The sequence below is a fragment of the Bradyrhizobium sp. BWA-3-5 genome (genome assembly GCF_032917985.1).
In the GTDB taxonomy this organism is placed as follows: Bacteria; Pseudomonadota; Alphaproteobacteria; order Rhizobiales; family Xanthobacteraceae; genus Bradyrhizobium.
On record NZ_CP136626.1, the window covers coordinates 3,391,898 to 3,407,408 of the forward strand.

Below are 15,511 nucleotides of genomic sequence, written 5' to 3' on the forward strand. Positions count from 1 at the left end.
AGCGATCACGTGCTCGCGGACCAATGACCGCAGTTGTCGGAGGTGAAACGTCGGTTGTTTTTGATTAGCTGACGTTGCGGGATCGCGCAGGGCACTATTTCGGCAATCCCTTGCTGGCTTTGGGGCGTAGGTTGCCGGGCGGTTTCCGGCATCATGTCCCGGCCTTGATCGGCATTATCGTCCCGGCCGCCCGAAGTAGAGGTGCCGCTGCCACTGGGGTTATTCGTGGACCTGCCTCGCGGTGTCGGTTCTGCATTTGGATTCGCGGAGCTGGCAGCCGGATCTCCAGTAACCGAGCCACGGCCCGACGGATTTCCCTGCGCATAGACACTGGCGCCGGACAATAGCAACGCTATGGCACATACGATCGCAATCTTCATGGGAACACGTCCTTGACGCGTAAGATGAGCCCCGATCGCTTGCACCGGTAAGCGGCCGAGATATATCTCCACAGGGGGCATGCCCTGAGAGGCATCCCACTGGCAAACACCGAGAGGCACGATTGGTTGCTAAGCGCAATAAAGCCTAGCCAGATCGTCTGCAAACAGGCGACCTGCTTTCTCGGTCCGAAGATATTAACGGAAAGCGTCCAACTCAAACATGGCGGCTATCTTGGCCGGTCTCGACACCTGCGACATGCAGCAGGCCGGCTTTACGGAAACGTCTCCTGGGAAAGGGCTTCCATGCAAACCTGCTCTTCAGCTAGTCGGCGCTCGTGTGGGCACGTTCAAGATCCGAAAGCCGGGTTGCGAGCAGCCTGCGGTATCGATGTACATTGTTGCGATGAGCCCGCAACCGCGCCAAGTTCTCGTCGATCATCATCGGTTTCTCCTGATAATCAATCCAAGCTTCAGGCGGCGGTGGCACGTTCGGTCGATGCTTTCCGCCGGGAGGTTACGAGGAACGCCGTCCAGTTCGCACAGGCCTCTAGGATCTCGTCGATTGAGACGGGCCGCTTCAGTCCGGCAGGCGAGCGCATCGACGGGCAGGACGCTATCGCAGACGCATCCGATGCCCATGAGGCAAGAATGGCTCGCTTCTCGCCCGCCGTAAGGCCGGAATGGCCATGTCGGCGAATGTTTGCAGTCACTTTGTCTCAGGGCCCCGACATAGACCCATGAGGAAAGCTTCGGGGATCTCTTGTTCAAGTGGCGGCGGAATGCTCGCGCTGGCCGCTAATGTCCGTTGGATTTCATGGCGATTGCGCGTCCTTTTTGAAAGGCACTTTCGGGCACGAAATGGACCTAATGTGTTTGTCTATCTGGACAAGTCACTGAAATCACAGTCAATGCGACCGCCCTCCGAGCGCACCATACCCACTTTAGAGTTGAAATCATTGTGGTGCTCGGAAATTGCGCAAGATGCGCTTCACCCGCTTTCGGCGCTTTTCAGGTAACGCCACAACGCCTCCGATGGGCACCCATACCTCGTCGCTATCGCATGTGGGCTCGGCCGGCGCGACTGACCGCGCTTACAGGGGGACGCCACTTCCGATGCGTCATCTTCGGTCCGGCCTGATCAATCCGAACTTGCGGTAAGACTGTTCCCGGGTTTGCTTGCTCAGGTATAGGGCTCTCCTCGTGCGCCACTTGAATTCAATAGAAACGCAAATAATCGCGGTGCTTCGCCAGTGCCCTTGGACGATAGGGGCCGTCGCCGGTCACGCAACGCGCCTTGGCTAAGCCAAAGCGGTTGCGAACAAAGTCTTCATGCAGGATGTCCGGCCCGTCGCCGTCTCGCACGCCTTCCCTGGTGCCCTCGGTCCAGACGCGACCCCATCCGGTCCGCTCGTCGTGCTGAATGCCTGCGAATGACGGCTCCAGTTTCAGCTTGGTCATGTCCACGATGAGCGGATGCTCGGCTGCCATTGCCTCCTTGATCATCCACTCCAGCGCCAAATCGGATAGGCCCGTCTCGCGATAGCCGCCGCCCACGTCGGAATGCACACCGGGAAACCAAACCTGCTTGATGCGAGCACGCGCTTTGGCTTCCGGCGATTCTTCCGATTCATCCCAGATCTCCGGCGCGAAGATTTCGCGGTTCTCGTCAATAGAGAGCGCTTGGCGTCCGTAGGGGACGTAGGGATTTAGCGAGGCATTGTGGAAGGCGTGACGCCACAAGACCAATCCGCTTGAGCCTGGAATGCCGAGCGCGCGCACGGTGTCCCAGACTCCAACGAAATAGGGAAAGGGAGGGTTGCTGGAATCGATAGAAAGGCTCTGGTAACGGTCGCGATATTCCAGGCCAAGGGCAATGCGCTCTTTTTGCTTCTCATTGTCTCCGTAGTGCTTGTAGACAGTCTCAACAGCCTCCTCGACAAGGGCCAATCGACCCTTCTTATTCTGAGGGTCGCAGGGATTATTTCCGGCGGCGTCGCGTTGCGGAATACCGCAAAGCGACAGCACGCCGCCGAGACTACGTACGGTAAAGGCACCACGACTGAATCCGAACAGAAAAACGCGGTCACCAGGTTCATAGTGTTCGATGAGAGCTGTGTAGCAGTCCTTGATATTTTGCGAGATTCCGAGGCCGGTCGCCCGGCTGGCGAGATCGTACGCCCAACGCCACCACTCGCGCTTGTGCTCCGCACCCAACCCTTCATCATAGAACGTTACCTGTTGAGCAGGGGCAGCCTTTTCCGTTGCGTCCCATAGCTTCCAGACATTGGTGCGCACCGCCTTTGGCATGCTAGCACCTTGGCCAGTTCCGTCCGAAAGTATCACAACGTTCTTGGCCATATCATTGCTCCGCTTTGCCCGGAATGGGACCCATCAGTCGGCGCTTTGGGACGTGCACGGCCAACCCCAAGCGAAGTGAAGCCTGGATCGTTTTATGTTTCCTTCGCCTCTCCCGTTGTGCCCTCAGTTGTCAAATTCTGGGGGCCGGGCCTTTTGTGTTTTTGACACCACTTCGACCAACAGCGCGAGCGCCTTGCTGAAACCTGGAGCGGCGTAAGAAGCGCCCCGGTAATGCCCGAGACGCACGACGACAAGATCGTGCGATGCTGCAGCTGCAATTTTCGAAAAAGTCACCGGAAAGGTGCCATGGGACATCCGCCATCGCTCTCTCCCGCCAAGCCGTATCAGATAGATCTCTCTCGGAGGAACTACGTGGGGTTGAAAATTACGCCTCGCGGGGAAGTACCGCAAGCTAATCCACTATCCAAATACCCCAGGGGAGAGCGGGCGATGGTGTTGATTTTGACGCATCGAGCAAATGCTGGTCGGTCTGCAGCGTGTGTTGGCCGGATCAACCGTCGGCAAATGGTTCGCCATCAGGCGCGATACCTCCGCGAACGCAGGTCGCGACGTTGATCCCTTGGGTGATTTCGAGACAAAGGCTACTTCGCGGAGGGAGCGAGGGCTCCTTAGGGCTTGCAAGATCAGCAAGCCAGCTTTGGTTTTGCTGGATTTTGGCTCTGTTCGTCCTTGACCGGAATGCGCTTTCCTGTCGCGAAGCCACGACCGCGGCACGCCTACGGTTGCTTGTTCGTGGCGCGAGGCGCGAGCGGGACTCGAAAGATCCGGAGCCGTGCAAGCTCGGGAAAGCTGTCGGCGGCACCGACCGAGACCAGCCCTACGACCGCGGCCGGAACCTCCTTGCTGACCAGCCGGCCGATCGCCGTCGCCTGGCCCTTGCTTAGTTCGATGTCGGGCGCACCGGCCGCAATCATCGCGGTCCTGACCCTGCCAATCGACGCGTCGGAATATCTGTCGTCGATCGCAATGGTCTTGCCGGCCAGGTCGGAGACCGATTTTACCTCGGGACCTGTGACCAGGATGGCTACGAGCGTGTCCAGCGACGCATCCAGTGTCGGAACTGTCATTCGTTCGGCGGCGGCGGAGGCGGCCGCAACCTGCTGCTCTGTCGTTCGGCTCGGCGGAACGTCGGCCGTTGAATGCGGATCGACGGCGCTTGCACGACCGCCTTCGGAAGCAACAGCACTATCCGTTGTCTGTTGGCTCGTTTGCGGAGAGGGAAGCGGCAGGGGCACGGCAGGCGCGGCTTTAGCTACCTTGGCTGGCCTCGGCGTTCGACGGATGGTGTGGTCCGAACGGGACGGGGAAGGCCGGTCACGCCAGGCAACGGTGGATACGGGTTTTTCTGCGGCAGGATTGTTGTCCTGTCCCGCAGGTTCAATCGGCACAGGAACCGCGGTCAGGCAGGCCAGCGGGTTCAGCCCCGCGCATGATGACTGCGGTGGGGGTTGGTTGCTGCAACCGGCCAGGGCCGTCGCCAGCGCGCAAATGACAAGCGTCCTCAATCGATCCTCCTGAAGAGGTTGAGTGGGCCCCGCAATTCTTGCGGCTTGAGAAATGGTGCGCTGGAACGTCGATCATTGATGCAAAACCGTTAAGCGCCGATTAAGCCTCGCCATGTGCGGCTCGATGTGCCGGCAGGGTCAGGTCTGCCTGTATTCACAAGTTCGCCTTCTAGTTGCTTTCTTCAGTCCGGGATTTCGCCACGAATCGGTCGCCATGCTCGCGCGGCCTGGGGGTTGTTCATTTGAGTCATGGAGATCGCCAATGGCGAGCATCGAACGACTTCACAAAACTGCGCCGCTGGACCTGGCTAAACTTGAGGAAGATGTCGTGGGGAGCCTTCCGGCGATCAGGGCAGCTCCATCGGAGCCAATGCCCGACTACGTCGAGCACGAAGCGGGCATTACGCGCGTCGGCGCGCTTAGTGCCGAAGCTGTGGTGCGCGACTACGAAGCCGCCGCCAAGGAAATCGAAGCCATGGGGGCAGAGTTGATCAGCGCAGCGAAGAGGTGCGAGGCAATGACCGCGGAGGTGCACAACGCCATTGCCTTCATGCGCGATACCGCAACCTGCTATCGCGAGGAAGCCAAGAAGATCTTCAAGCGCATCGAGGAATGCGCGATCTTCACCGAGCAGGTTCGCAAGACCTGCGAGAGCGTCAAACTCAAGATGATCGAAGGCAAAGCATAGTTGTATCATCAGTTCGCCGTCCGCGCGGGAGGCGATGTTTTTCAAATAGCGTGTGTCAATTGCGGTACATGTCAGTGCCGCGAATCAGCCTAGTTTGCAGCTCCTCCCTGACCTTGCACCCGCCGCAAATGGCGGGTCCTCTTCTGCGGTATCCGACAGTCGGAATAGCCTCACGGCGCTGCCAGTAATGGCAGTTGCTGATCAGGCGGGTCCGCACCCGGTTTGTGGTTGGCTTGCTGTGCTCAGGTTTGCCGGACGCAACCGTAACGTGGCGGTTCGGGCGTACTACAATCGGTCCGGCGAGCATTTTGCGTGTCCGCAATGACACGAACCGCAAGTCCTTTGCTGCCTGCTGCGTTGTTACTCCTACCTTCGTACCACCCGCGTAAGCTAAGAAGACCGGCCGGCTGGCGATCGTCACCGTCAGCGCTTCCAAGACCACCCGGAGCCTCTTCTATGTTGTTTCTGAGCTACGCCTATCGGGTCCTCTCCAACTTCGTGTTCCTGGCGCTGGTCTATTTCGCACTGAACTTTCTCGAAAAGTACCAGCACCGCGTGGTGGTCGCGGTCCTCGTGCTGATCTATGCCGGCATGCACGCGGCGTCGGCGCTGCGCTCGTTTCACTTCTTCCAGCGCATCGAACGTCTGGAATTGGAGGCGCGCCGTCTCGTGGCGGCACTGGGCGAGGGGCCGAATTCGACATCGACGCGGAAGCAGGTGATCACCGAGGTCAGCGCGCTGCGCCAGGCCGGTGAGATCAAAGCCTATATCGACCTGCTGTTTCTCGCCATCGTGATCCTGCTCTGCATCGCCAAGATCGTCGCCAGCTGAGCCGTCATCCGATTGCCGGCCGCGCGAGGGGCTCGCCAGGAAAATCAATCAAACAGATGATTGAAGCGCGGTCCTGGGTCCGATCAGCTAGGGCCGCAGCGCTCACCGCTTTTTCAGGCCGGCAACGCGCGTGGTCCGCTTGCCGTCTTTTGCGGGCTTGGCGGCCGTCGCGCTGGCGGCACCTCGCGGTGCCTGAGCGGTTGGTTCGGTCGTCGCCGCCTGCGCTGCCGCCGCGCGGCCTTGGCGGCGCGATTTCCCATCGAGCTTTGCGGAGGAGACCTCCGTTGAACGCGCCTGCGGCACCGGCGCCGCCCGGCGCGCGGACGAAGCCAGCAGGATCAGCCGTGCCGATTCCGGCATTTTGAAAACGTCCGCCGCGGGAGCCGGCAGCGCGGCCAGCGTCGTGCCCGGCAGCAATGCCGCCCGGCGCGGCCATGGCGCAACCGGCGGCAGCGGGACGCCGCGCCCGCGGTGTGGCGCGCCGAGATTGCTCGTGTGCCAGTCGAGATTGGACAGGGCCGGGGCGGGCAGCGCCGGACCGCTGGCAAAAGCGAAGTTCGGGATATTCGGCCAGCGCGACGTCGCCACCACTTCCGAGGCCGGGTGCAACTGCCATTGCTGCGGTTCGGTCGGCGTCGCCGGACGCTCCGCCGTCGCCGGCACCACATGGACGATGCGATAGCCGCGCGCCTTCATTTCCTTCAGGATCCGCGGCAGCGCCGCGACCGTGCGCGGCTGGATGTCGTGCAGCAGCAGGATGCCCTTGCCCTTTTTCTCCAGCCGCTGCATCGCGAGCTCATAGACGCGATTGGCCGTGACGTCGCGCCAGTCGTCGGCGGGAAAATCGGCGCTCCAGAGCTGCAGCCCCTTGGACGCGGCGTATTCCTCGATTTCTTCGGTGCGGCGCAGGCCAGGAATGCGCAGGAAAGGCGCCAGCCCGCCGCCGTCGCCGAGCGCTGCGGTAACCGAGGCGATGCCTTGCTCTATCTCCTGTTTGGAGCGTTCGAACGGCAGGCGATCCATACCGGTCGGATGGTTCTGGGTGTGGGTGCCCACCGTGTGGCCGGCATTGCGTACCTTGCGCACGCCTTCGGGATTGGCATGGGCCTGGCTTCCGACCAGGAAGAAGGTGGCCTTGGCGCAGTGGGCGGCGAGAATGTTGAGAATCTCGTTGCTGTATTTCGGCAGCGGACCATCGTCGAAGGTCAGCACCACCTCATGGTCTGCGAGCGGCAGCGTCTTGCCGTATTGCATGGTACCGATGGTCGGATGGGCGTGCGGATCGACCACAAGGGTGCGCGACGTGCCGATGGCATCGGGATGACCCGGGCAATCGGCGGCCGACGCCGTCTGCGCGGGAAGGGCGGCCAAAAGGCCCAGGCACACGCACAGGGCGGTCCAAGGACGACGCCGTAGCTCCCCACATACGCTAGCGATCATTGAACCCCGGCTTCATTCCAAGAGCACGCAAACGGCTTGCGAGCGCCGCCATGAATGCCGCCTTAATCGTCTGAATTCCAGACTTAATTTGGAATGCCAACGTGATCCGGACCACAGAACGGCGCCAAGCAAAAACTTCGTGATCTAATGTGCTTTGCCGGACACGGTTTTGGCACCGGGTGGAACGAGATGGACCACGCGGTAATGATTGTCGCGGAGGTAGCGCAGGAAGGCCGGCAGCATGGCGGCCGTCTGCGCCTTGGGATCGTGCAGCAGGATGATGCCCTTGCGGGCGGCCTGCAGCCGCTCGGTCAGCAGCTTTAGTTGTTCCGCCGGCTTCATCGGATTCCAGTCGCTGGCCCAGAGGTCGGCACCGAACACGGCGATGCCGCGCTTCTGCAGCGCCTCCAGCGTAGCTGGCGTCGCTTCAAAATAGGGGAAGCGGAAGAACGGCGTCGTCGGCGTCGTCGTGGCTGTCCCGTGAAGCGCAGTCTCGACCGCCGCGATACCCTTGTCGATCTCGCCGATGGCTGCATCGGGCTTCAGGTATTTCAGATTGGGATGGGCAAAGCTGTGGTGCGCGACGGTATGGCCCTCGGCTGCCATTCGTCGCACCAGTTCGGGGTGCGCCACAGCGTTCCTTCCAATCAAAAAGAAGGTGGCGCGTACGCATTCCTGTGCCAGCGCGGCCAGGATCTTCTTGTCGGTCGGCGGCCATGGCCCATCGTCGAAGGTCAGCACCACCTCGCGGTCTTCCAGAGGCAGCGTCTGTGGAAAGCTCTTGAGGCCGACGCGTGGGAAGCTGGCCGTGTCCACCGTGAGAACGCGTGAGGTGCCGAGCGCATCCTTGCGGGGACATTCGCCAGCCTGGGCACCGGCAAAGAAACTCGTCAATGCCAGGGCCGCCGAGGCCAGCGCCGCGCTGAGATATCGGGTCATTTGCAGTTCGACATATTTGGCATTGCGCTTTGTGTCGCCGATTGGGTAAGCGTGCAACGTAATCAGACAAGTTCCCGCAATCTGTCAAACCGGCGAGGCGCGGCATGGCCGAGAATATCGACGTTGCCCAAGCCGACGCGCTGTCAGCGCAAGGCTCCGTGCTTGACCATCTCCTGATGCGGGACGAGGAGGGGCAGCTCCGTCACGAGTTTGTCGAGGAAATCGCGCGCGCCATCCACGCTGCCGACCGGCCGCTTTTGTGCGAGGTGGTGGCGGAACTGCACGAGGCCGATCTCGGCGATTTGATCGCGGCGCTCGAGCCGGAGGATCGCGTCACCCTCGTCGAGATCACCGGCACCGATTTCGACTTCTCGGCGCTGAATGAAGTCGATGACGCCGTCCGCGAGGAGATCCTCGAGGAACTCGAACCGGAGACGGTCGCGGAGGGCGTCCGCGAACTGGAATCCGACGACGCCGTCGAACTGCTCGAAGGCCTCGACGAGGAGGACAAGGAAGAGATCCTCGACAAGCTGCCGCCGGCCGAGCGCGAGCCGCTGGAGCGGAGCCTGCTTTATCCGGAGAATTCCGCCGGCCGCCGGATGAGCTCGGAGTTCATCGCAGTGCCGCCGGACTGGACCGTGGGGCGGGCGATCGACTACATGCGCGACACGCCCGATCTGCCGGACCGCTTCTACGAGATCTACGCGGTTGATGCCGACAAGCACTGGCAGGGCGCGGTTTCACTCGACACGCTGCTGCGCGCGCGCCGCCCGGTGCCGCTCGCCGAGCTGATCGAGGAGGACCGCCGCCGCGTCTCGGTGCTGGACGACCAGGAAGAGGTCGCGCGGATGTTCGGCAAATACAATCTGGTCGCGGCCCCCGTGGTCGACACCACCAACCGTTTGGTCGGCGTCATCACCATCGACGACGTCGTCGACGTCATCGAGGAAGAGGCGGATGAGGACCTGAAGGCGCTTGGCGGCGTCACCAGCGACGAAGAATTGTCCGACAATGTCTGGACCATCGCGCGCGGCCGCTTCAACTGGCTGTTGGTGAACCTCGCAACCGCGTTCCTCGCGTCCTCCGTGCTCGGCCTGTTCGAGGGCCAGCTCGAAAAGATGGTGGCGCTCGCGGTGCTGGCGCCGATCGTCGCGAGCCAGGGCGGCAATGCCGCGACCCAGACCATGACGGTGGCGGTGCGGGCGCTGGCGACCCGCGAACTCGGCTCCAATAATGCGTTCCGCGTCGTCTTGCGCGAGGCGATGGTCGGCCTCGTCAACGGGCTCGCCTTCGCCATCATCACCGGCGTGGCCGCGGTCGCCTGGTTCAAGATCCCAGGCCTCGGCGTCGTGATCGGCCTTGCCATCATCTGCAACCTGGTCGCCGGTGCGCTCGGCGGCATCCTGATTCCGATGGTGCTGGAACGGGTCCGCGCCGATCCGGCGGTGGCATCCGGAACCTTTGTCACCACCATCACCGATGTGGTCGGCTTCTTCTCCTTCCTCGGCATCGCCACGCTGTGGTTCGGGCTGAAGTAATCGGTCAGGCGCCGTATTTATCGTTAATCGCGCCTTAACGCGCTTGGCCCATGATGTTGGCTCGCGGGGTCAATATGCAGCGCTTGCGGCTGAAAGCGGACGGACGGATCGTCGAACTGCGGGACGGGCAGGAGTTCCCGCTCGCGCCGGCGCTTGTCGAGATGACCGCGGCTCCGGCCCCCTGCGAAACTGCGCCGCCGCCCGCGGTGCGCGATCTGCGCCGCCGTGCCCAGCTGACGCAGCTCGAATTCGCGGCAAGGCTCGGCGTGCCCGTCGAAACGATCCGGAACTGGGAGCAGGGCAAGCGGGTGCCCCGCGGACCGGCGCGGGCGCTCCTCGCGGTGATCGCCCATTCGCCGGAGACAGTCTTCGCTGCGCTTGCACCGGAACAAGCGCCCGCCTAGTCATCCGGTCTACCAGGGATCGATGCGTGGCATGCGCTCGCCCACCGCGGTAACTGTTGGCACGGCTGTTTACGCAGCCCATAATGGGGCTGATCTCGCGGATACAACCGATGCTGTCTGTCGAAGCCAATGGCGCAAAGATTCCGGCGATCGGGCTGGGCACCTGGGAATTGCGCGGCCGCGCTTGCGCGCGGCTCGTCGAGCAGGCGCTCCGGCTCGGCTATCGCCACATCGATACCGCGCAGATGTACGACAACGAGCGCGAGGTCGGCGAGGGCCTGCGCGCCGCGGGCGTGAAGCGCGACCAGGTCTTCATCACCACCAAGGTCTGGCCGTCGCATTTCGCGCCCCATGATCTGGAACGTTCCGCCAAGGAAAGCCTGGTGCGGCTGCGCCTGACCGAGGTCGATTTGCTGCTGCTGCACTGGCCGAATCCACAGGTGCCGCTGGTCGAGACATTGGGCGGGCTGGCGCGGGTCAAGCGGCAGGGGCTCGCGCGGCATATCGGCGTGTCCAATTTCACCGTCGCCCTGATCGAGGAAGCGGTGGCCGCGTGTTCGGAACCCCTGGTGTGCGACCAGGTCGAATACCATCCCTATCTCGACCAGACCAAGGTGAAGGACGCCTGCGCGCGCCATGGCATGGCGGTCGTCGCCTATAATCCGCTGGCCAAGGGGCGCATCAAGAACGACCGCGCGCTTCAACGGATTGGTGACCGCTACCGCAAGACGGCGGCGCAGGTCTCGCTGCGCTGGCTGGTGCAGCAGGGCGTCGCGGCAATCCCGCGAACCTCCAGGCTCGAGCGGCTCTCGGAAAACATCGAGATCTTCGATTTCGAGCTGTCGGACGAAGACATGCAGGAGATTTCCGCCATGGGCAGCGCCAGCGGCCGGCTCACCGATTTCGGCTTTGCGCCGAAATGGGATTGAGGACGGGCGCCGCCGGACGCTATGCTGGAGGATATTAGGGGGCTAGCGAACATCGTTGCGATCCGATGGAGCTGCGGCGGATCATATCCTCTGACATCACGGCGTCGGCGGTTGCGCATGTATCGCTGCTGACGCTGCTCGTGCTGTTTTCCGAGGTGCATCCGTTCGGCACAGTGACCGCCGAACAGATTCCGGTCGAGATCGTGACGCCACAGGACGTGCCCGAGCAGCCGAACCCGCCTGAACAACAGGCGGCCGAGACCAGGCCGGAGCCGCCACCTGATTTCGCGCCGGCTGACAAGCCTGCCGCGGCATCTCCACCGCCAGCCGCACAGCCTGCACCCGTCGCACAACCTGCGCCAGCCGCACGGCCGCAGAAGCAGGCGGCACTCACGCCACCTGCGCCCCAGCCGGTGCCTCCGCCTCCATCGCAGCCGGCGGCCCCGGCCTACAAGCAGCCCGAGCCCGATGTCTCGATCAAATATCAGGTGCTGCTCGGCCTGCCGCCGGACCTCTCGCCAATGCCGCCGACATCGGCACAAGCCCACAACAGGGGCGACGATGCCTTCGATGGGCCGGCGACCGAGGCTGCCGATCTATCGAGCAGCGTCGTTGCGGAATTCCGGCGGCATCTCAAGACCTGTTCGAAGCTGCCGGCTTCGCTGGCCAGCAATGACGATGTCAGGGTCAAGCTGCGCGTCTTGATGACGCCCGACGGCCGCCTCGCGGCAGACCCGATCTTGATCGAGGCCAGCGCCTCCATGAAGGGTCCGCTCTTGATGCAGGGCGCCATCCGGGCGTTACAGGCGTGCCAGCCCTACGCGATGCTGCCGGCAGACCGCTACGGCGAATGGAAAGTGATCGACCTCAGCTTTACGCCGCATGATTTCAGCGGCTGACAAGGATTGCGGCCGCCCGGATGCCGGGCGGCCTTGAGGCATCGCGTCTCAGCGTTCCTGCAGGGCGCGGCGGATCGCCAGTTCGACCGGTGAATAATCGCCGTCTTTCCGTTCGAGCTGCAAAGGCTCGGCGGGATGCAGCGGCGGCTGCGCCATGAAGCGTGGCGACGATCCCCAATGCGGCTGTGCGGCGTGGATCAGGAAAGGATGACACAGATAGACCGTGCCTGCCCCGCCGGTCGCCAGCGCTTCCGGACGATCGGCGGACACCTCGCTGAGCATCAGGTGCGACATCCCGGCGTCTCCGGCAGGACTGAGCAGCCGCGCCATATCGAGGTGCGAACCGACGCGTATTCGCGTCGGCGCATCCGCTTCACTGATGTCGGAAAACAGGAACAGCATCAGTAGCGCGCGGCCGCGCGAGGTGACGTTCACCCGCCATGAAGCGAAGTCGTTCCGCTCCTTTGGATCAACCGATGGGCCGGGGAAGCTGAGATCGACGTGCCAACCGGTGTCGCCGGGATCATCCGCGTGCGGGAAGCGCACGGGAAAACTGCCAAGGTCCCCGCGCCGCAGCCAGCGCCCGCGGCCGACGAGCTGGTCAAAGGCAGCATGGAGCACCGGTGTATTGACCGCTTTCCGAAACGGCCCCTGTCCGTAATAGCCGAGACGCACGACCGGTCGCGTCCAGGTCTTGCTGTCGTTGGGATCGCATCCCGTATCGCGCCAGAGGATGGCGCGCCCTTCCTCGGCCAACTGGCGCGGGAAGGCGTTGTCCAGCCGGACAAACCCATCTCCAACAAATTGGTCAATTTGTGCGTCGCTGAGCGCACGCAGTTGTGCATCTGTATTTGAAGGCATGAAGTCCTCATATCGCCTGGCCAGCCGGTATCACCTCGCGCAGCGAGGTTAGCGGCGGCTCATTTCGGTCCTTGAACGCGCCATTGCCGAAAACGGCTGGCGCATCCGTTCACCCGTCGGTGCGGGCAAGCCGTTAGCGGCTGAGGAAAAAGACCGAAGCGATATTGATGCGGATCATCATCATGGTGACGGAGGAGATAACATGCCCGGCCGGGAGACGGCAACAAAGGCTTTATGGGCGCCTCGTCATCGCCGGCTAGGCGTTCGATTCCCATGGGGCCAAATGGAACTGCGGTCTCCGAAACGGAATGATACAAAATGATATGGTCCGAAAGCCCCCGCCAGACGTTGAAACATAACCGACTAACAGGGACCTCGAGCCATTGAGGGGGGCAATCTCGCGGCCCATTCACTGGCGGGAGACGAGCATGACATTCATTTGGCTTGGTGTGCTCCTTGTTCTCGGCGGCGTGTTGCAGATGGCCTATCAGCCCATCTGGCGTGGCCGACTAAGCGGTAGGAGACGACTTCGCGCCGGGCAGCCCGGCGACACCCTGGAACCAGAAAGACCGGCTGGCGGCTTTGGGTTCAAATCGAATTGGCCTGGCCTCACGCTGGTCGCGCTTGGCGGCGCCTCCTTGCTGGCGGGGGCAGCCATCTGAATTTGAAACTGGTTTGCGCGGGCAGGTTCGCTTGAAGGCGCCCTAACTCCCCATCGCGCGCCAGGCGTTCGATGCGAACTGCCGCCGCCACGTGACGATGACGACGAGCGCCGTCGTGATCAGCAGCACCCATGGGCTGACGAACCAGCCGAGATAGCCGAGCGCGAAGAAGAAGGCGCGCTGGCCGCGGTTGAAGTGCCGGCCCGCCGCCTCGAACAGGCGCGTCGTGCGCATCACATGGGCTTCCGCATCAGCGGTGTCGCGCTGTGATGAAGGCGGCATCGCGCCGAGCAGGATCGCAACATAGTTGAACAGGCGATACGACCAAGCGAATTTGAAGAAGGCATAGATGAAGATCAGGATCAGCCCGACGCATTTGATCTCCCACAGCGCCGGCGAGGGGCTGAGATTGACCGGCAGCTCGCGCAGCACCGCGAGCGCGTCGTTGGTCGCGCGCAAAAGCGCCAGCGCGCCGCCGATCGCGAACAGGCTGGTGGAGGCGAAGAAGGCGGTACCGTTCTGCAGCGAGGCCATGATCTGCATGTCGACCATGCGCGCCTCGCGATCGAGCATGTTGCGCACCCAGACCTCGCGATAGGCATTCATGCGCGCCGACAGGCTGTTGCGGCCGTAGGCGGTGTGCTCGAGCGTAAAGCCATAGGCCAGCCATTCGACGACGAAGAAGGCGACGGCGGCGATATCGACCCAATAGGCGGCCATGCGGCGGCATCTCCGATGATGGCGTGGCTAGCACCGTGATCTACAGGTTGAACGCGTGCGGTGCACTATGGCAAGATGCGGGTTCCAACAGGATTTCCCCGCAAATGTTGAAACTGGTTATCGGCAACAAGAACTATTCGTCATGGTCGATGCGGCCATGGCTGGCGCTGCGCGCCAATGAAATTCCGTTCGAGGAAGTGTTCATCCCGCTCTACACCAACGACAAGGCCGACAAGGATCGCATCTTGAGCTTTTCCGATTCCGGCAAAGTGCCGGCGCTGATCGACGGCGACGTCACGGTGTGGGATTCGCTTTCGATCATCGAGTATCTCGCAGAGAAATACCCGCAGGCGAAGCTGTGGCCGGAAGACCGCGCGCGCCGGGCGCATGCGCGTTCGATCTCGGCGGAAATGCATTCCGGCTTCCTGCCGCTGCGCAACGAATGCGGCATGAATCTGCACCGTCCTGTTGGCGCCATCGATCTGTCGGACGATGCGCGTGCCAACGTGGCGCGCATTCAAGAGATGTGGGCCGACTGCCATCGCCGCTATGGCAAGGACGGCCCGTTCCTGTTCGGCGCATTCGGTGGCGCGGACGCGATGTTCGCGCCGGTCGTGCACCGTTTCCGCACCTATGCGATCGAGGTGAAGGGCGAGGCGGGCCACTACTACGATGCGATGATGTCGCTGCCGGCGTTTCAGGAATGGACCCGCGCCGGTCTCGCCGAAACGCTCGTGATCGAGCGGTTCGAGACGGTCTGATTAGGGCAGGGAGCTGCGGACGGGCAGCCCGGCTGACCGCGCCTGCCGGCCCGCGGCATTCGATCAATTCCAGGTGGATTGTCCTAAATTGGGAAAACCGGCCGCGGGAGCGGGCCCCGGGTTTCCCGGGAACCCTAAAAATTACCGCTTACCGCCCTGAAAAATATGCGGAATTTACCTGCTTGCCATGCCTCGATGCTGCTGGCTTTTGGGCAGGCGGCTGTGCTAGGTTGCCGCAGGGTTCTCAAGTCGGCCGAAAGCTAGCGGGACCGTGAGCGCGGCCGGCGTTCTTGCGTAATGGAGAGGGCGTTGAAGCATAAGTACTCCGTTGGAGAGACTGTCTATTTTACTGCCAGCAATGTTGCCCGTCCGGCCGCCAGCGGCACCTATGAGGTCGTCCGGCTGTTGCCGACCGATGGCGACGACTGCCAGTATCGCATCAAAAGCTCGACCGAAGCTTTCGAACGGGTCGCCAAGGAAAGCCAGCTCGCGATTTCCTGAATCATTTGTGTGCAAGCCAGCCTGTTGACGGAGTTCCAATCTAAGCGCCGTCAAAAGGCCCCGTTCGCAGAACC

The 15,511-nt window shown here is 62.5% G+C and carries 16 protein-coding genes; 9 read left to right on the forward strand and 7 right to left on the reverse strand.

All coding sequences use genetic code 11. The features are described from left to right. Positions 1 to 1,595: 1,595 nt before the first annotated feature. From RX331_RS16300 to RX331_RS16310, 3 genes are all read right to left on the reverse strand, one after another. Positions 1,596 to 2,738 (reverse strand): DUF2235 domain-containing protein, encoded by a 1,143-nt coding sequence (locus tag RX331_RS16300; RefSeq protein ID WP_317257495.1) that lies wholly within the window; start codon positions 2,736 to 2,738, stop codon positions 1,596 to 1,598. A 123-nt stretch (positions 2,739 to 2,861) separates the two neighbouring features. Further along, positions 2,862 to 3,053, reverse strand: coding sequence for a hypothetical protein (locus RX331_RS16305; protein WP_317257496.1), 192 nt, complete (start codon positions 3,051 to 3,053; stop codon positions 2,862 to 2,864). Between the two features lie 422 nt (positions 3,054 to 3,475). Then, positions 3,476 to 4,264 carry a hypothetical protein gene (locus RX331_RS16310; protein WP_317257497.1) on the reverse strand — a complete coding sequence of 263 codons (789 nt, stop codon included), beginning with the start codon at positions 4,262 to 4,264 and terminating at the stop codon, positions 3,476 to 3,478. Positions 4,265 to 4,526: 262 nt separating this feature from the next. Between RX331_RS16310 and RX331_RS16315 the strand changes: the two genes are divergently transcribed. Together RX331_RS16315 and RX331_RS16320 are read left to right on the forward strand one after the other, a co-directional pair. Next, the gene (locus RX331_RS16315) at positions 4,527 to 4,952 is read left to right on the forward strand and encodes a hypothetical protein (RefSeq protein WP_317257498.1); all 426 of its coding nucleotides are present in this window, start codon (positions 4,527 to 4,529) and stop codon (positions 4,950 to 4,952) included. A 456-nt stretch (positions 4,953 to 5,408) separates the two neighbouring features. After that, the gene (locus RX331_RS16320) at positions 5,409 to 5,783 is read left to right on the forward strand and encodes a hypothetical protein (protein ID WP_317257499.1); all 375 of its coding nucleotides are present in this window, start codon (positions 5,409 to 5,411) and stop codon (positions 5,781 to 5,783) included. Between the two features lie 102 nt (positions 5,784 to 5,885). Here RX331_RS16320 and RX331_RS16325 read toward each other — a convergent pair whose 3' ends face one another. Beyond that, a complete protein-coding gene (locus RX331_RS16325) occupies positions 5,886 to 7,154 on the reverse strand; it encodes a polysaccharide deacetylase family protein (RefSeq protein ID WP_317257500.1) in 1,269 nt (422 codons plus the stop codon). Between the two features lie 213 nt (positions 7,155 to 7,367). Next, positions 7,368 to 8,162, reverse strand: coding sequence for a polysaccharide deacetylase family protein (locus RX331_RS16330; protein WP_317257501.1), 795 nt, complete (start codon positions 8,160 to 8,162; stop codon positions 7,368 to 7,370). A gap of 104 nt (positions 8,163 to 8,266) precedes the next feature. Here RX331_RS16330 and mgtE point away from each other — a divergent pair, with 104 nt between their 5' ends. From mgtE to RX331_RS16350, 4 genes are all read left to right on the forward strand, one after another. Next, a complete protein-coding gene (mgtE, locus tag RX331_RS16335) occupies positions 8,267 to 9,700 on the forward strand; it encodes a magnesium transporter (RefSeq protein ID WP_317257502.1) in 1,434 nt (477 codons plus the stop codon). Between the two features lie 74 nt (positions 9,701 to 9,774). Next, on the forward strand, positions 9,775 to 10,104 hold the full coding sequence (locus RX331_RS16340; RefSeq protein WP_317258148.1) for a helix-turn-helix domain-containing protein: 330 nt from the start codon (positions 9,775 to 9,777) through the stop codon (positions 10,102 to 10,104). Between the two features lie 110 nt (positions 10,105 to 10,214). After that, a complete protein-coding gene (locus tag RX331_RS16345; RefSeq protein WP_317257503.1) occupies positions 10,215 to 11,033 on the forward strand; it encodes an aldo/keto reductase in 819 nt (272 codons plus the stop codon). A 65-nt stretch (positions 11,034 to 11,098) separates the two neighbouring features. Beyond that, complete coding sequence (locus RX331_RS16350) at positions 11,099 to 11,932, forward strand: hypothetical protein (protein WP_317257504.1); 834 nt, start codon at positions 11,099 to 11,101, stop codon at positions 11,930 to 11,932. A gap of 48 nt (positions 11,933 to 11,980) precedes the next feature. Here RX331_RS16350 and RX331_RS16355 read toward each other — a convergent pair whose 3' ends face one another. After that, positions 11,981 to 12,793: a phytanoyl-CoA dioxygenase gene (locus RX331_RS16355; protein ID WP_317257505.1), complete on the reverse strand. Its 813-nt coding sequence runs from the start codon at positions 12,791 to 12,793 to the stop codon at positions 11,981 to 11,983. A 428-nt stretch (positions 12,794 to 13,221) separates the two neighbouring features. Here RX331_RS16355 and RX331_RS16360 point away from each other — a divergent pair, with 428 nt between their 5' ends. Further along, a complete protein-coding gene (locus RX331_RS16360) occupies positions 13,222 to 13,455 on the forward strand; it encodes a hypothetical protein (RefSeq protein ID WP_317257506.1) in 234 nt (77 codons plus the stop codon). 42 nt (positions 13,456 to 13,497) lie between these two features. Here the strand turns inward: RX331_RS16360 and RX331_RS16365 are convergent, their stop codons facing one another. After that, a complete protein-coding gene (locus RX331_RS16365; protein ID WP_317257507.1) occupies positions 13,498 to 14,175 on the reverse strand; it encodes a DUF599 domain-containing protein in 678 nt (225 codons plus the stop codon). A gap of 104 nt (positions 14,176 to 14,279) precedes the next feature. Between RX331_RS16365 and RX331_RS16370 the strand changes: the two genes are divergently transcribed. Continuing rightward, complete coding sequence (locus RX331_RS16370) at positions 14,280 to 14,936, forward strand: glutathione S-transferase family protein (protein WP_317257508.1); 657 nt, start codon at positions 14,280 to 14,282, stop codon at positions 14,934 to 14,936. 297 nt (positions 14,937 to 15,233) lie between these two features. Next, positions 15,234 to 15,437 carry a hypothetical protein gene (locus tag RX331_RS16375; RefSeq protein ID WP_171712330.1) on the forward strand — a complete coding sequence of 68 codons (204 nt, stop codon included), beginning with the start codon at positions 15,234 to 15,236 and terminating at the stop codon, positions 15,435 to 15,437. Positions 15,438 to 15,511 lie beyond the last annotated feature (74 nt).

Bases quoted from the DNA above. Each gene is read 5' to 3' on its own strand.
- RX331_RS16340 (WP_317258148.1), top strand. From the start codon at position 9,775: ATGCAGCGCTTGCGGCTGAAAGCGGACGGACGGATCGTCGAACTGCGG.
- RX331_RS16365 (WP_317257507.1), bottom strand. From the start codon at position 14,175: ATGGCCGCCTATTGGGTCGATATCGCCGCCGTCGCCTTCTTCGTCGTC.
- mgtE (WP_317257502.1), top strand. From the start codon at position 8,267: ATGGCCGAGAATATCGACGTTGCCCAAGCCGACGCGCTGTCAGCGCAA.
- RX331_RS16350 (WP_317257504.1), top strand. From the start codon at position 11,099: ATGGAGCTGCGGCGGATCATATCCTCTGACATCACGGCGTCGGCGGTT.
- RX331_RS16355 (WP_317257505.1), bottom strand. From the start codon at position 12,793: ATGCCTTCAAATACAGATGCACAACTGCGTGCGCTCAGCGACGCACAA.
- RX331_RS16300 (WP_317257495.1), bottom strand. From the start codon at position 2,738: ATGGCCAAGAACGTTGTGATACTTTCGGACGGAACTGGCCAAGGTGCT.
- RX331_RS16320 (WP_317257499.1), top strand. From the start codon at position 5,409: ATGTTGTTTCTGAGCTACGCCTATCGGGTCCTCTCCAACTTCGTGTTC.
- RX331_RS16305 (WP_317257496.1), bottom strand. From the start codon at position 3,053: ATGTCCCATGGCACCTTTCCGGTGACTTTTTCGAAAATTGCAGCTGCA.
- RX331_RS16330 (WP_317257501.1), bottom strand. From the start codon at position 8,162: ATGACCCGATATCTCAGCGCGGCGCTGGCCTCGGCGGCCCTGGCATTG.
- RX331_RS16375 (WP_171712330.1), top strand. From the start codon at position 15,234: ATGGAGAGGGCGTTGAAGCATAAGTACTCCGTTGGAGAGACTGTCTAT.
- RX331_RS16360 (WP_317257506.1), top strand. From the start codon at position 13,222: ATGACATTCATTTGGCTTGGTGTGCTCCTTGTTCTCGGCGGCGTGTTG.
- RX331_RS16315 (WP_317257498.1), top strand. From the start codon at position 4,527: ATGGCGAGCATCGAACGACTTCACAAAACTGCGCCGCTGGACCTGGCT.
- RX331_RS16370 (WP_317257508.1), top strand. From the start codon at position 14,280: ATGTTGAAACTGGTTATCGGCAACAAGAACTATTCGTCATGGTCGATG.
- RX331_RS16345 (WP_317257503.1), top strand. From the start codon at position 10,215: ATGCTGTCTGTCGAAGCCAATGGCGCAAAGATTCCGGCGATCGGGCTG.